Source organism: Pseudomonas sp. B28(2017), assembly GCF_002113025.1.
In the GTDB taxonomy this organism is placed as follows: domain Bacteria; phylum Pseudomonadota; class Gammaproteobacteria; order Pseudomonadales; family Pseudomonadaceae; genus Aquipseudomonas.
Genome location: NZ_NEJH01000009.1, coordinates 77,557 through 92,234 on the forward strand (window position 1 = coordinate 77,557; position 14,678 = coordinate 92,234).

Annotated in this window: 14 protein-coding genes and 4 pseudogenes; 6 read left to right on the forward strand and 12 right to left on the reverse strand. The window is 54.3% G+C overall.

All coding sequences use genetic code 11. From position 1 onward, the window contains the following. Positions 1-2: 2 nt before the first annotated feature. Complete coding sequence (locus CAF65_RS20850; RefSeq protein ID WP_085717988.1) at positions 3-962, forward strand: HlyD family secretion protein; 960 nt, start codon at positions 3-5, stop codon at positions 960-962. A gap of 22 nt (positions 963-984) precedes the next feature. On the opposite strand, the pseudogene CAF65_RS28570 reads toward CAF65_RS20850, so the two are convergent. Continuing rightward, positions 985-1,473, reverse strand: a pseudogene (locus tag CAF65_RS28570) (methyl-accepting chemotaxis protein); the annotation flags it as partial. Then, positions 1,473-1,703 carry a hypothetical protein gene (locus tag CAF65_RS28575; protein ID WP_143492143.1) on the reverse strand — a complete coding sequence of 77 codons (231 nt, stop codon included), beginning with the start codon at positions 1,701-1,703 and terminating at the stop codon, positions 1,473-1,475. The gene CAF65_RS28575 and the pseudogene CAF65_RS28570, both read right to left, overlap by 1 nt. 276 nt (positions 1,704-1,979) lie before the next feature. On the opposite strand from CAF65_RS28575, the pseudogene CAF65_RS28840 reads away from it, so the two are divergent. The 3 genes and pseudogenes from CAF65_RS28840 to CAF65_RS20870 form a co-directional block, all read left to right on the forward strand. Beyond that, a pseudogene (locus CAF65_RS28840) lies at positions 1,980-2,282 on the forward strand (IS110 family transposase); the annotation flags it as partial. A gap of 129 nt (positions 2,283-2,411) precedes the next feature. Beyond that, positions 2,412-2,792: pseudogene (locus CAF65_RS20865) on the forward strand (serine hydrolase domain-containing protein); the annotation flags it as partial. Positions 2,793-3,240: 448 nt separating this feature from the next. Next, positions 3,241-3,933 (forward strand): formyl transferase, encoded by a 693-nt coding sequence (locus CAF65_RS20870; protein WP_256578685.1) that lies wholly within the window; start codon positions 3,241-3,243, stop codon positions 3,931-3,933. Positions 3,934-4,289: 356 nt separating this feature from the next. Here CAF65_RS20870 and CAF65_RS29105 read toward each other — a convergent pair whose 3' ends face one another. The 8 genes from CAF65_RS29105 to CAF65_RS20905 form a co-directional block, all read right to left on the reverse strand. Continuing rightward, positions 4,290-4,727 carry a hypothetical protein gene (locus CAF65_RS29105; RefSeq protein ID WP_158090072.1) on the reverse strand — a complete coding sequence of 146 codons (438 nt, stop codon included), beginning with the start codon at positions 4,725-4,727 and terminating at the stop codon, positions 4,290-4,292. A gap of 384 nt (positions 4,728-5,111) precedes the next feature. After that, positions 5,112-6,131, reverse strand: coding sequence for an AAA family ATPase (locus CAF65_RS28850; RefSeq protein WP_256578687.1), 1,020 nt, complete (start codon positions 6,129-6,131; stop codon positions 5,112-5,114). A gap of 96 nt (positions 6,132-6,227) precedes the next feature. Beyond that, positions 6,228-6,722, reverse strand: a complete 495-nt coding sequence (locus CAF65_RS28855) for a hypothetical protein (protein WP_256578688.1) — start codon at positions 6,720-6,722, stop codon at positions 6,228-6,230. A 27-nt stretch (positions 6,723-6,749) separates the two neighbouring features. Next, on the reverse strand, positions 6,750-7,271 hold the full coding sequence (locus CAF65_RS20885; protein ID WP_085717991.1) for a 4Fe-4S single cluster domain-containing protein: 522 nt from the start codon (positions 7,269-7,271) through the stop codon (positions 6,750-6,752). Further along, complete coding sequence (locus CAF65_RS20890) at positions 7,272-7,904, reverse strand: DUF2997 domain-containing protein (RefSeq protein WP_085717992.1); 633 nt, start codon at positions 7,902-7,904, stop codon at positions 7,272-7,274. A gap of 2 nt (positions 7,905-7,906) precedes the next feature. After that, on the reverse strand, positions 7,907-8,899 hold the full coding sequence (locus CAF65_RS20895) for a hypothetical protein (RefSeq protein WP_085717993.1): 993 nt from the start codon (positions 8,897-8,899) through the stop codon (positions 7,907-7,909). A 789-nt stretch (positions 8,900-9,688) separates the two neighbouring features. Then, positions 9,689-10,174 carry a hypothetical protein gene (locus tag CAF65_RS20900; RefSeq protein ID WP_085717994.1) on the reverse strand — a complete coding sequence of 162 codons (486 nt, stop codon included), beginning with the start codon at positions 10,172-10,174 and terminating at the stop codon, positions 9,689-9,691. A gap of 290 nt (positions 10,175-10,464) precedes the next feature. Beyond that, a complete protein-coding gene (locus tag CAF65_RS20905) occupies positions 10,465-11,235 on the reverse strand; it encodes a DeoR/GlpR family DNA-binding transcription regulator (protein WP_085717995.1) in 771 nt (256 codons plus the stop codon). 264 nt (positions 11,236-11,499) lie between these two features. On the opposite strand from CAF65_RS20905, the gene CAF65_RS20910 reads away from it, so the two are divergent. Continuing rightward, entirely contained in the window at positions 11,500-12,780 is a 1,281-nt protein-coding gene (locus tag CAF65_RS20910) for an HAD family hydrolase (RefSeq protein ID WP_085717996.1), read from the forward strand. Positions 12,781-12,953: 173 nt separating this feature from the next. On the opposite strand, the pseudogene CAF65_RS28180 reads toward CAF65_RS20910, so the two are convergent. Continuing rightward, positions 12,954-13,076 (reverse strand): annotated as a pseudogene (locus CAF65_RS28180) (lytic transglycosylase domain-containing protein); the annotation flags it as partial. A gap of 92 nt (positions 13,077-13,168) precedes the next feature. Here CAF65_RS28180 and CAF65_RS29110 point away from each other — a divergent pair. Next, positions 13,169-13,507, forward strand: a complete 339-nt coding sequence (locus tag CAF65_RS29110) for a cupin domain-containing protein (RefSeq protein ID WP_371919021.1) — start codon at positions 13,169-13,171, stop codon at positions 13,505-13,507. Here the strand turns inward: CAF65_RS29110 and CAF65_RS20920 are convergent. Next, on the reverse strand, positions 13,504-14,571 hold the full coding sequence (locus CAF65_RS20920) for a GGDEF domain-containing protein (RefSeq protein ID WP_085717998.1): 1,068 nt from the start codon (positions 14,569-14,571) through the stop codon (positions 13,504-13,506). The genes CAF65_RS29110 and CAF65_RS20920 overlap by 4 nt on opposite strands. Between the last annotated feature and the right edge of the window lie 107 nt (positions 14,572-14,678).

Here is a 14,678-nt window from a genome sequence, read left to right on the forward strand (position 1 = left end):
CCATGGATCTTTTACTCATTCTGACGTATGCCGCACTCTGCGTTGCCATCTTCAAGATCTTCCGCATCCCCCTGAACAAATGGACGGTGCCCACAGCGGTACTGGGCGGGATCGTGATCATCGGCGCGCTGATTTTCACCATGAACTACAACCACCCCTACTCCGAGGTGGCGCGTACTTATTTCGTATCGGTTCCGGTCATACCCGTCGTCAGCGGCCAGGTGATCGATGTGCCGGTGAAAGCCAACCAGCCCCTGGAAAAAGGCGATGTGCTGTTCAGCATCGATCCCGCGCCTTTCGAATACCGGGTCAAATCCCTCAAGGCGCAACTGATTGCCGCCCAGGCCGATCGCGCCCGGATCACCGAGTTGATCAAGCGTAATTTCGGCACCCAACGGGAACTGGACATTGTGGTCGCGCGCAGCGATGACCTGAAGGCACAACTGGACAACGCGCAATACGAACTCGACAACACCACGGTCCGTGCGCCGAGCAAAGGCTTCGTCACCCATGTTTCGCTGCGTCCGGGCATGATGGCGACCAAGTTGCCGCTGCGCCCTTCGATGGTCTTCATTCCTGACGAAGGGCATTACTTCGCCGCATGGATGCGCCAGAACAGCCTGTTGCGCCTGACCGAGGGCGACGAGGCCGAAGTCGCCTTTGATGGTATCCCCGGGAGAGTATTCGAAGGCAAGGTCAAAACCGTGGTCTCGGTCATCGCCGAAGGCCAGGTTCAACCTTCGGGCACGCTGATCGGCTTCACCGGTTCACCACCGCCCGGCCGGGTCCCGGTGATCATTGAAATCACCGACCCCGACTATGCCCAGTACAGCAACCAGATGCCCGGCGGGGCCTACGGCCAGGCGGCGTTGTACAGCCAGCATTTCCACCACATCGCGATGATGCGCAAGATCCTTCTGCGCATGGCCGCATGGATGAACTACATCTTTCCGTTCCACTAATCCGACAGCGCCGGCAACTGGCTCAATCCTTGAATTGGGTCAGTTGCCGGTTCAGCGAACCGGCCTGATCGCGCAATTGCAGTGACTGGTCAAGCAGGCTGCGGATCGCTTGATCGTTCTGCTCGGAGATGCGGCTGACACCCTGGATGGCGACGGACAATTGCTCCCCCATCGCGACCTGGCTCTGGCGCGCCACTTCGCTGATGCGCGTCAGAATGTCCTGGGCATGTTGGCGGATCTGGTCGACACCTTGTGCCGAAGTGGTCAGTTGCACCACCCCCTGAAGCACTGCCTCACCGACCTGCTGCACGTTGGCCACGGTGTGGCGCACGTCCGAACCAATGGCCCCGATCATCTCGCCAATTTCCCCGGTTGAACGGCTGGTGCGCTCAGCCAGTTGCCGCACTTCATCGGCCACCACGGCAAACCCGCGCCCCTGCTCCCCTGCCCGCGCCGCTTCAATCGCCGCGTTGAGGGCCAGCAGGTTGATCTGGTCGGCAATGCTGGGGATCACCGCGATGATGTCGGCGATCTGCTGCGAGCATTTTCCAGATCGCCCACGGCGCCAGCCACCACGTCCATGGTCTGATCGATGTGGGTGATACCGGCAAGCGTCTGGCTCATGTCCCCGGAAATATGCGTGGTCAGCATTTCGGTATTGCGGGCCAGCTGTTCCACGTCCTCGGCTTGCTGGGACATTTCCGTCACCGAGTGCGCCAGCGCCATGACACCGCTGGCCATTTCTTCGGTGGCCGTGTGTTGGGAAGTGGCAGGTTCGGCAACCGCCTGAGTGGTATCCCCAAGTGCGTGGAGATCTGCATCAGCGGCGTCATGATCGATACCAGCATCACCTTCTGGCCGTTGCCCGTACTGTAGACATAGGGTTCGGTCGCCCACGATTGACGGGGGGGCAGCGGCCGGTAGTAGTACTGGTTATCGGCATTTTCGGGGGCGTAACCGCTCAACGGCTCGGCCTTCACCGTGCCATTCGCACGGTTCCAATAGGTCAGGTATCGACCGGTGACAGAACGGAGTGGTAAGAAGAACTGGGTGCATTGGCGCTGGCAATGTCCAACGTTTGTTCGTCAGACCTTTGTGGAGTAGGCGGGTCAGACCATCAATAAATCCTTTTGGGCTGAAGCTTACTACCGGCAGCAACGCGCCAAAGGGAGTACCTGCCAGGCTGCCGTACGCACACTGGCGTTTAAGTGGATTCTGTACCGGGTCTGGCAGACCAGGACGCTCTACGATGAAACCACCTATTTGAATGCCTTGAGGAAGCGTGGTTCATCGCTCCTCAAGAACCTCGATTTTGGTTGACTGACTTCCTCAGGGCGTGAAGCTGCCCTTCGCGGAGGGCAACTCACGGCTGAGTTTTCACTCTGGCGAAGAAGAGTGAATGGGATATCTTGTCGAGCTGTCGATCCGCTCAACATTCCAAGGAGGCCAATGCTCTGTTCACTCGTATCAAATGGTCAGCCACAAACGCCTGACCGATTAGAACTGACGGCCCCTTGGTGGAGTTTTACGAAAACAGTCCTGGCTACGACAGCCCTATCGTTAGTACGCGACGGCCTCATCGGACTGGACGACCCAATTCTTGATCAGCCTTTCACGTTACGCCAGCTACTGCGGCATGAGGCAGGCCTGGCCGATTACGGCGAACTTGCGCAGTATCACGCCGCTGTTACGAACAGTGAGCCAGCCTGGTCGGCAGATGAAATAATGCAACGCCTTGACGGTGCTCGACTTCGATACAGTCCCGGAACCGGTTGGCGTTACTCAAATGTTGGCTACTTGCTTGTCGGCAGGCTTATTGAACGTCTGACTGCGCAATTGCACTCCACTTGACCACCCGTTTGCATTCGACCTGACCAGTCATTTGCATTCGTTCTGACCACCGATTGCATCGGATTTCACCAGCACGCTTTGTAACCATGATCGGCAGAGAGCGGCCAGGCGCTGCTGGGGGACGTAGCAATGACGAAAGAGCAACTATGCTAGGTCTGATGCCGGAATTGATCGAGCAGATCGGGCCTTCCGTCCATACGTCGTGGCAAAACAATGGGAATGGGATCGGTCCGCTTGTGTTGAATTGGCCGTTGCTGCATCTCAAGGCAGGTCTGCCGGAGGAGGTCTGAAGTTGCGAATCGCTTTTCTGGTGAACCGGGACGTGGAGAGCAATCTCACTCTCAATTTCCTGTTGCCCGAGATTCACGAGAGCACAGTGGGAATATTCCTTTCGGAGAGAGTGGGATCGGGCAGGAAGGTGCCACGCATGCTCGGACAACTGGCATTGATCGAGCAGGACTTCTTCAATGCCTTGGCCCCTGGGTTAATCGGATCGAGCGACCAGGTCAGCAGCGGGCATCGATTCGGTTTTGCAGAACTGCAGCAACGCTTTGGAGTTCCTGTGCGGGTATTGCCCAGCTTGAGGGATACTGCGGGCCTGCAAATGCTGCAGGATGCGGGAGCGGATCTGTTCATATCAATCCGCTTTGGTCAAATCCTGAAGAATGAAGCGTTGGCAATTCCGCCACGCGGCGTCCTCAATCTTCACTCTGGCCTCTTGCCTCAATATCGAGGTGTTCTCGCGACCTTCCGGGCGCTGCTGAACGGGGACCCAGAGATCGGTTGTACTCTCCATTGGATCGACAGTCCCGGCATTGATGTTGGTCGCATCATTGAGACTGCGCGTGTGGCAGTCGAAAAGGAACGCTCCTTGCTGTGGCACATCCTTTCACTTTATCAACCAGGCGCGCATCTCATCATGAACGCAATCAGGCGCTTGGAGCGCGATGAGCCCATGACGGGGACGTCTCAAGATCCATCCGCCGGGGCCTACTACTCCTTTCCCGGCGAGGATGACCTGATGCAGTTCACGACACTGGGGTGGCGGCTCTTCGATCGCGAAGACGTTTGGGATCTTTTCGAGTCGTACGGATTTCCGTTGCGGATAAGCGCTCCTTGAGAGCTGAACGGCGGCAAGGCTTACTGAGGCCTTGTTGCTGGTGCATTGAAAAGCTCAAAACGACGCCGCAAAAGGTTGGCGTCGCTCAACGTCTGTGTTGGGTCGATCACTGCCCTTGGTGACAGACAGAAATCGGCCAGGAGCGGTCATCCGGGTGTCTACGAAACGAGGGGCGATTCAGTTGCCACCGAAAACATAAAAACTGTATGCCCGAATAGTCCCATCCGTCCATGGAACTTCCCAAAAATATGATGTCAATTTGATGGCTTACTGCAACAATGATCGTTTGGATCAGTCAGCGTCAGGCTATTTCCTGACACCCCATGGAGAGAGTGATGAGAGTCATCGTTGCGATGTTATTGATATTGAGTGGTTACGCTTATGCTGATTGCAGCAACATCGGCGACAGCGATCAACGCGCGTATTGCGAGGCCAAAGTCAATGGCCAAAGTTGCGGCAACATCCGGGACAACAACCTTCGGGCCAGTTGCGCGGCGGAAATGAACGGTCAAAGTTGCGGCAACATCAGTGATAACGATCAACGTGCCTACTGCAATGCCAAAGTCAATGGCCAAAGTTGCGGCAACATCCGGGACAACAACCTTCGGGCCAGTTGCTCGGCGGAAATGAACGGTCAAAGTTGCGGCAACATCAGCGACAACGATCAACGCGCTTACTGCAATGCCAAAGTCAACGGTCAAAGCTGCGGCAACATCCGAGACAGCAATTTGCGTAATGAGTGTGATGCCATAAAGCGTTGATCGACGAATCACGCGGGACCAGCCGCTCTTCATTGACGCTGGGCCCGCGAACGATTTAGCCAATCTGTTGCATCGACCGGTTGAATCCACAGCCAGAAGCAGCCGTTCGCGCGTGCACGCTTTGAGCCGATAGCTACCCCGCTCACCGATATCCAAATCTAGCGGTTCGGAATTCTGTTTCGAGGGAAGAAATGTTGGCCACGAAGGTCATCCTTTCTTCCCTGTGCCCACTCGGTTCTGCTGATCCGCATGGGCGTGTCGCTAGGGTTTAAGCGGTTAGGCCGGCATCGATCAGGGTGACCAGTTATTCGTTTTGCACTTGGCAGGTGCAGGCTTGCTCATGCAGTCATTTCACCGGCCAGACCATCAGCCGCGATTTGTGCAACAAAGCCTTACCCACTGAAAAATCACCGCAGATTAAAAATCAATTTGCCTGCCGCCGTTTTGAGTTTCCGTATCATTCTGACCGGCAACCATAGCCGAAGCGCTAATTGCATTTTGATTCGCCCAATCACGAAGTTTTGTAAACTCGTCTTTACGCATTTTACTCATTGGTACTAAACGCGAAATAGTAGTTTCAAAATCAACCATAGTCAGGTCGCTTACATCACCAGAGCCATTCATCCGCCGTGAGAACGCTTCAATCAGCGAGTCCCCAACCCACGCTTCGATTTCAGCACCAGAAAGCACAATGTCCTTACCAAAATTCGACTCACCTCCTAGAGCAGACAATCGATCCAAATCAAATTTTTCTGGGTCACGTTTCAATTTTTTCAGATGTATTTCAAGAATCTTCTTTCTTTCTAATGTCGACGGGAAGTCAACGAAAAATATTTCGTCGAATCGCCCCTTTCTCAACAACTCCGGAGGTAAGCTATTGATGTTGTTAGCGGTAGCAAACACAAAGACAGGCGCCGTTTTTTCCTGCATCCAAGTCAACAGTGTGCCGAATACGCGTGTAGCCGTGCCACCATCAGGTGCTCCTCCGGAAGAGCCGGAAAGTCCTTTTTCAATTTCATCGATCCATAGAATGCAGGGCGAAATGGCTTCGGCAGTACGTAGTGCGGAACGAATATTGGATTCTGAAGAGCCAACCACCCCCTGGAAGATTTTTCCCATGTCCAAACGCAATAAGGGCATGTTCCATGACGACGCTACGCATTTCGCTGTTAGAGACTTGCCGCAACCAGGAACTCCAGTTAAGAGCAAACCCTTCGGGGTTCTGACACCGAACTCCTGAGCAATCTGCCCAAAACACTGGCTACGCAAATGGAGCCACTTCTTAAGAGTTGCCAGCCCTCCAACATCCTCAAGATTTACCTTTGAGTCGATGTATTCCAAGATATCTGTTTTTCGTATAATTTGTCTTTTTTCGGAAAGCAGGTCTTTTACGGTACTTTCATTTAGACTCAGACTGGATACCAATGAACGAGACAAGCTATTGTCAATTTCTAATCCCGTGAGGCCCAAGGCGGCATCAATGAGTTTATCTTTGGTTTCGCTGGAAAGATCAATCTTAACGCTGCTGTTGCCTTACCAGGAATTAACAAAGTTATTTATTTGATACTTGACTTCATCTCTTGATGGCAAAGGAAAATCAATCAACGTGATTTCCTTTTGAAGATCATTGGCAACTTCAAAGCTGGGTGCCACGATAATGCAATTACTTCGATATCCACGTGAGCGGATATTTATGGCTAAATCTCGAAGTCGACGACGATAGACAGGATTTGAGCTTGAGGTAAGGTAGTTGTGAGCATCACAAAAAACAAAAATATTTTTGCTGCCATCCTCCTTCGCCTTTTCTTCGCAAAAGTCCAAGGCCATTTTCAAATCAAAGGTTTTATCCCCAACCACGACGCCATTTATCTGGACTCCTAGCGTCGAATTCCAAACAAACAAACGATGGCTAAGCGCCTTGGCAATTTCAGAAATCTCATTGAGTGCACGCTCTTCCTCGAAAGTTTCAATGACCAAAATCGCATAACGCGCTTTGAGGTAATCTGTTATCTGCTTGGTACGGTTCATGCCTATTATCCCTGCGCTTGAACTGAGTTATACATGCATCGGAAGACCGGTTTTGGTAACGCCAGAACTTGAAACAACAAACTCGACGACTCTTCTAGCACGAAAAAAGTCAATGTCGACTCTGTCGCTGGTTTTGATAATCTGCTTGTGCTGATAGGGATGTTTTGCGTTATGCCGATACCGACCAGCCAGCGTCAAGTCTACGGCTTTAACAACACGAATCATGGCTTCATTCTGGAATATCTCTTTTGGCGTATAGCCTGTATAAAGTATCCAGTTTTTCTCGCCATTGACGGCATGTATTAATTGCTCCAACGCTGGCGCTTGGTCGAGCGGCTCCCCCCCAGAGAGGGTAACCCCAGCGATATCCAGTGCATTTATCTTCTGTGCCAATTCATAAATAGGCATCAGCGTACTCGCTTCGCGAGCGTGGGTCCCCTGATTGAAGCACCCCTTACAATTCAGCGCACAACCCTGCACCCATAATGTCAAACGCAACCCAGGGCCGTTAACGCTGCTCAACTCCATATGGTGTACATTGATTTTCATTTATAAATTCGCGCTGAGAATTTGAAGAGTTTGCTCTTCATGGACTACGGTATATTCCGGCTTCCACTCAGTCACAAGCTCCGCAGTAGGGCTGGAAAGTAGAGATTCAAGCTCTTCAGTAAGTTTTGTGCAAATGTCGCCTTTCACGCCATGAACTTCCTCCGTAATTTCATCGCCCGTAAAGGTGACATGAATGTTGTATTCGTAGTTAGGTCCAAATTCAATCTCGAACCCTTGAAGAGTTTCTTTCACTCTTGCTGGAACGCCTGATGCGTCTATGCGCTTGATGGTTTCATCGATGGCTACGCTGATGTACGCTTTCTGAAAGCTTAAAGCCAAATCAGCCATTATCGCTTCATCGTCGGCCGAAATAGTTCCCCGTTCGATGAGAAGTTTGTAGGACCCCTCCTCAATTTGGCAAACAAATAGATTGAATTTATCAGCCGTTTGGCCACAAATAGCTCTAAATTGCTGCTTGCCCATATAGCCTATTTTGCTCAACACCTTTTTACTGAAGTCGCTGGCAAATACGGAAACCAGACCAGTCGTGGGGCTAAGGCCCATCTTGCCGAAAGCTTTGGCAATGGCTTCTTCATTAACATAAGAAAATTCAAACTTTGTACAATGAGACATTGTTAAAGCTCCAGCCTGCGACCGGGAACAACATCTTCGGCGTTCTGGATAGCAATTAATACTTCAGGGGCAACCTCAATGTTGCGCATAGGTGTCACGGATGCAAGCGCAGCCTCAGGCGCAACAATTGTTGATGTCGAGGTTGGAGTTCCAGAGTTGATAACCACCCGACGTCTTTGTGCTGTCTGTGATGCACGACTACCACAAAGGAGACTTGCATCAATCGTTTCCAACAGCCTTTTTATTACCAGGATGGGATTTGATGTGAGCTTTTCGTATAGTCCAATGCGCAACAAAACATCGATTCCATCATTGAATTGCAATTTAACGAAGTAATTTTGATTTTCATCGCCAATGATGCCAATGCGCGAGACCTGATTCAGATCCCGTGACAGCTTTTTCCAAAGATACCCATCAAACGACGCTACAATTAATTTTGTTGCTGTTGCGGCAAAAGCATTGCTACCAGCTTCAACCTCGTCAGCATCAAAATTCTGGTAGCTGACCAGAATTTTCTCCCCTACAGGAAATCCCAGAGCGGTTGCCAAATATTCATTTGTCGAAAAATCGATATCTGCGTGAAATTTTAAGCTTTTTGACAGTGCATAAAGGCTAAAGATACCTACTAACCCAAAGCCTATTGCTCTCAGCGCGTCTTCCGGTGCAAGAGCCACAAAAACTGCGAAAATAAAAACAATGATTCCGTAACCGTAGTTTATGGCCGTCTTTGTACTGAGATTTTTATTTCTATAACCCTGAAATGTTTTGCCGGGAATATATTTTTTTGAAGGTGCAAATAGCAGGGTGCCCACACCAAAAAAAACCAGACAAATAAGTCCCATTGCAGCCTGGCGCTTTTGCCCATTTTGCAACCCTTCAAGAAACGCCCACGCACCGGTAACGATGAAAACAGGTAAGGATGCCAGTACTGCAAGCCCCGTTTTCTTACCTTTGGTGGCCATCATCATTTTCCACATCGGGATAGTCTTTATCATTCACAAACCTTCTAGAGTTGGTGCACAAACGCGTAGTGAGGGGATGACTGTAGAACTACTCATTGGTCTATGCTACATGACAATCTTTGGTTTATCACGCACTAGGGTTGGTCTAAGGTAGCCATAGGTTTCGGGCTAACTTCGACCACTGCCGATTTTGAAAGTGGCGACTCGATCCAAACCGTTCAGATCACTCACTCATAGTTGGCTCCGCTACAGATTGTAGCTGCTGTGTACATCACACTCGAGCGGTAGCTCCGGCAAGGCGCCAAGCACTCGTTTGCGAATGCCAAGATCGGACTTCAAAAACTCCTCCCGTTATTGAAACTGAACGGGGAACACTATTGGCATAGTTGTTGCGCGCAAATCAGCTAACCTTGAAAAAGCCTATCAGTGCTAAAGCGCCGTGCGGGAACGATAATTCGGCAAGAGCCCCTATTTCGATTATCGTTTCCAGGTCTTACTTCAACCCGAAGTTACACTTCAGTTCAACGATACGGGCCCACGATGCTGGTGGGCCTCCGGAGTGGCTGGCCGGCCGCAAACGGCCCAGAGTGTGTAAAAACGCTTCACAAAAATTGAAGCATGCGCATCTACGTTAAATCTGAAGTTTATCGGCACGTCAGCAGATGTGGATTTCGCGTAGAAACGCGATTTCCAGTCCAATTTTGAGTGCCTGTCGCGCTCAAAAACGTTTTTACACAGCCTCGGCCAGAAGCGGACGCTCCCGAGTGTCTATTTAATCAGGGGCGATTCAGGGGCTGGGGGTATGCATAGTTGATTCCCAAGCTAATCCTCAAGCTCGAATTGCTGAAAACCTACGCGCCTGACGTAAACCCAAAAGTCATCCCTTGGCTCGTACTGCTCCATGCAAACGCTGTGATCTTGGCACAGTTCATCTTCGTCGATCAGGATACGATCCCAATCGAAATCAGGGTTCTTGGAAATGGCGTAGCTAGGGTAAGGTTTGTCGAGATCGAAGTGGATCGAGTACACGAACAACGGAGATTCCCACAGCATGTGGGTTTCGTACAACCGCATCAGTTCGGGCATCAGTACTTTACAGTGCTGTTCGGCAAACTTCAGTGCCTGGGGCAAGTCATCCCACACATCCTTGACCACTCGTTGCGCGGCGCCGAGCCTGGCGCAAGGTGGCTCGCCATTGTGGTGTTCGACGTAAATCAATCGGTTGCCGAACTGGAATTCGCATTGCCAGACACCCGAGGGAGCACGCCAATGGCCAAGCATGGATTCGGTCAGTAGATTGATGTCCATATCGGTACCACACAGATGGAAAGGTGCTCAGGTTACCCTCTCAAGCACCAGCCTGGGAATGCCGTAGGCACTTGGGCAAGTTGTCCGACATCCACTGGATCTGACCGGCAACAATGGGTCGATTTCTGCCTTTCGCGACCGGCTTAAGTCGACCCATTGCAGGCGTTCGCAGCTAATACAGTTGCGGTCAGTTTGCCAGCGCCGAGAGTCGCATCGTGCAAGATCTACCCGGTTGCGCTGCACTTGAGCATCACGCTGTGTCAATGCCTGTTGCAACCGCCAAACCATCGCTACACCAGGACAATACGTTTGAGCTTGGCGTTCAGTGCGGCAAACGCCGCTTCGGTACTGGCCTTGTGGTTGGTGATGAGCACGTCGATGCGTTCTGGCGGGCAGAAAGCGACGCGGCTCTCCACGCCTATCTTGCTGTAATCGGCGAGGATGACCACGCCTTCGGCATTGTCGGCCATGGCGCGCGCCACTTCGGCTTCGCGGTGGTCGTAGTTGCTGGCACCGCGCTGGGCGTCGATGCCGACGGGCGATAACAGCGCGAGGTCGGCCCGATAGCGGCCAATTTCCGCCACCGTGGTGCCGCCAACCGTAGCGGGAGCACGGTCGCCAAGTGAACCGCCCAGTACAATCACCTCGTTGTGCTGGCCGCCCGGCACAGCGGGATTACGCAATTGCAACGCCACGTTGAACGAGTTGGTGATCACGGTCAGCCCTCCCAGCTTGGCCAGCTCTTCGGCGAGGATGACGGTGGTGGTGCCCGCGTCGATAAACACAGTCTGTCCGTGCGACAGCAGGCTGACCGCTGCGCGCGCGAGGTCACGCTTGAATTTGACGTTGATGTTCGCCCGCTCGGCGATGGGCGCTTCGTCCTCAACGCGGATGGCGCCGCCGTGTATCCGCTTCAACTCTCCCTGTTCTTCCAGAGCGACCAGGTCGCGCCGCACCGTCTCGCGAGAAACATTCAGCTCCGTGACGATGCGGTCGGTGGTGACGCGCTGCAAGGTCGATAGTAGTGCGCGGATCCGCTGGTAACGCTCTTCTTGCCACATACCGGGTGTCCCTGCTGTTCGAGCCGCTGTCCGAGCACGCATTGTGGAGAGGTGTCAGTCGCTGTCAAGTTTGGCGCGGCCCCATGATCATTGAGCTGACACGGTCTGCGCGTCATGTTTGTGCATTATTGAGGCAATATTGTTTTTTTGTGTATTTGGAGCTAGCCTCGTGGCCGGACGGGCTCTTCCCCTCGTCCGTATTTCGAAACACGCTTTCGCTATCGCCTCGGTTGTAACCTCTCGTCTAGAAGTAGGAGCTATGCCATGCAGCGTCGCCAGTTTCTGAACACCCTCGCCACCGTTTCCGTCGTCTCTCCGCTGTTGTTGTCATCCCGTATAACGCAAGCCGCCACGCCCCCGGCCACACCGAGTGCGCTGGACCCGGCGCGCTGGTCGGCGCTTAACCAAAAGCGTCTGCAGGCGGTGATCGATGAGCACGGCGTCAAAAGCGCGTCCTACCGTCCTGACCAGCGCCCGTACGCGGTGTTCGACTGGGACAACACCTGCATCATGAACGACTGTGAAGAAGCGCTGCTGGTCTACCAGATCAATCATTTGCAGTACAAGCTGACGCCCGATGAGTTCGCTGAGGTGGTGCGTCAGGACGTGCCAAACGGCGCATTCATGAAGGACTACACCACGGTGGACGGCAAGCCGGTCAAGATGGAAGACATTGCCAGCGACGTGGAAGCGGATTACCGCTGGCTGCACGCCAACTACAAGGGGCTCGCCGGTGACAAGAGCCTGGAAGAGATCCAGGCCAGCGAGCAGCACAAGGATTTTCTCGCCAAGCTCTACTTCATGTACGACGCGATCTGCGACAGTTACCCGGTGGAGATCGGCTACAAGTGGATTCTGTATTTCTACAAGAACATGACCACGGCTGAGTTGCAGGCGATGGCCGAGGCTTCCAACAACTACGCCATCGGCGACGCGCTGCGCAAGGTCAAGTATGAGAGTTCGCGCACACTACCGGGTAAGGCCGGGGTGGTGGCCGATACCCACTTCCATGGCATTCGTATCCATGAGGAGATTCGCGGCCTGATGCACACGCTGCGCGCCAACGGCATCGACGTCTATGTCAGCACCGCCTCGATCGACGATGTGGTACGCGTGTTCGCGGGCAATCCTCATTACGGATACGGCGTGCCACCTGAGAACGTGATTGGCCTGCGCATGGCGATGGAAGGCGGCAAGTACACCACTCGCTATCAGCCGGACTGGCACTTCAACTACGGGCCGGGCAAGACCGTCGGCATCAAGAACGTGCTGGTTAAACAGAAGGGCTATGGCCCGGTGTTGGTGGCTGGCGACAGCGATGGCGATGCCTGGATGCTGCGCGACTTCAACGATACGGCGGTGGGGGTGATCGTCAACCGCATGAAGAAGGGCGAGATCGGCGCCGACAGCCAGCAGGCCGCTGCCCAACTGGGCAAGCCGGACGCCCGTTTCGTCCTGCAAGGGCGCGACGAGCACACTGGCCTGATGATTCCAGACGAGAAATCGCTCAAGTACGGTAAGGACGAGCTTAAGCTGCTGGCTTGATGGCACGGGCTCGCGGGTGGCCGGCGGCCATCCGCGAGCCGCAGTGCAACTCGCCCTGTATCTGCGGGAATGATGATTCTGCGCCGGAAAATCGGTACCGCTACCCGCCCGAGTGAGTCAGTAAGTAGCATCGAGTAAAAATTGTGAGTTGCCCCAGGTTTTCGAGGCGCGCCCTACGGTACTAGCGATGGTTGCGATAGCGTCTCGGCGTAGGGAGGCACCCCGTTGTACTCGACCACGGACGCTTCGCCGGCGTTGTAACCTGCCAACGCCAGCAGCTGGTTGCCGTTCAAGCGTTAGTCCCTGGGCGCCGGCTTGGGAAGTGGCGTTGGAGCGACCGGCAAGGCCAGCTCGATGCAGCCAAGAAGGCTCTTGCGAGCCCATCGCCATGCTCTGGAACTCACCACATCGCACCGCGCCACAGGCGCCGATCAGGTCTGGGGCGCCTGGCCCGGGCACTGCCTTTGGAGGGCCTATTCTGGGTGACTTTGTGGCGCCCGGGAAAAACACCGTGGCCGACATCTGGGAGGCAGGACCGCACCGGGAGCGTTGCCAGTGCAATTACGATGAGCTTTGCCACATTCTGGAGGGCACGGTGCGCCTGACCGATGCCGAGGGCGTCGCGCGCACGTTCGGCCCCGGTGACTCCTTCGTGGTCGCCAGTGGATTCAACGGCACCTGGGAAAACCTCACCACGGTGCGCAAGGTCTACTTCATCCTCGGCTAACGGGCCTCGACCGGTACGTCAGGCTGCTGACGTACCTGATTGCGGCCGTTGCGCTTGGCCTGGTACAGCGCGTCGTCGGCGCGGGTCACCAGGCTTTCCGGGGTGTCGCCGGGTTGTGTCCGGGCCACGCCGAACGACGCGGTGATGGTGTCCAGCACGGTGTCGGTGCCCCGGGCCTTGACCCGCAGCGCCTGGACTTTCAGGCGCAGGCGCTCGGCAAACGCGCCGGCAGCCGCCAGATCCGGACAATCCCTGAGCACCACACAGAATTCTTCACCGCCATAACGCGCGGCAAAGGCCTCGGCCGGCAACGAATCGCGCAACACTTGGGCGACATGCTGAAGCACCCGGTCGCCCAGGGGATGGCCGTACTGGTCATTGAATTGTTTGAAGTGGTCGATATCCAGCATCACCAGCGCCACGCCGGTCGCCGCGTGGCTCATTGCCTGTTCAAGCTTGCGGTTGAAGGTGGTGCGGTTGAGCAGTTCGGTCAGGCCATCGAGGGTCGCCGCCAATTGGGCGCGCTCCAGTTTGTCCCGCAGGCTTTTGATTTCGTGCTGTGCGGATTGCAACTGGGCGAGGAAATGCTCCTGCTGACTCTGCATGAGTTGGGTGCTCTTTTGCAGCTGGGTCAGGATGCCCGGCAAGCGCTCGCTGGTCGGCTCTTCAAGCATTTGCAGGTATTGGCCGAGGCTGGCCTGGAAGTTCTGATTGCCCTTCACACTGCGCGAAACATCGCGCTCCATATCGTCAACCAGATTGATCGCTTCCTGTTGCCCGGAGCGTGCGTCCGCCAGCTCATCACGGATGATGTACTCGCGAAACAGTTTGGCGGCGGACTCCGGAGGAAAGTAGTCGAAATCGTTGACGACCCGGTCCAGGTGCCGATTGAGTTCCGGCTCCTGGCCTTTGCTGTAGGTGTACCAGAGCGCGTAATGCACCGGGTTGGGCGGAATGTTGTGGCGAACCATCAGCGGCACTGCCTGCTTGAGCAATGCCGCTGCCTCGCGGGAGTCTTCTGGATACAGCGCTAGAACAGTCGCACGCGTGTCTGATTGGCTCATGGCTTCACTGTGGTTGTTTTTATCTGGCGATTGGCAAACTCGCTGAGCATAACCATACGCCCGACAAACGGCCATCCCTGGCGTTCACAACCGCTCAACCCGGTACA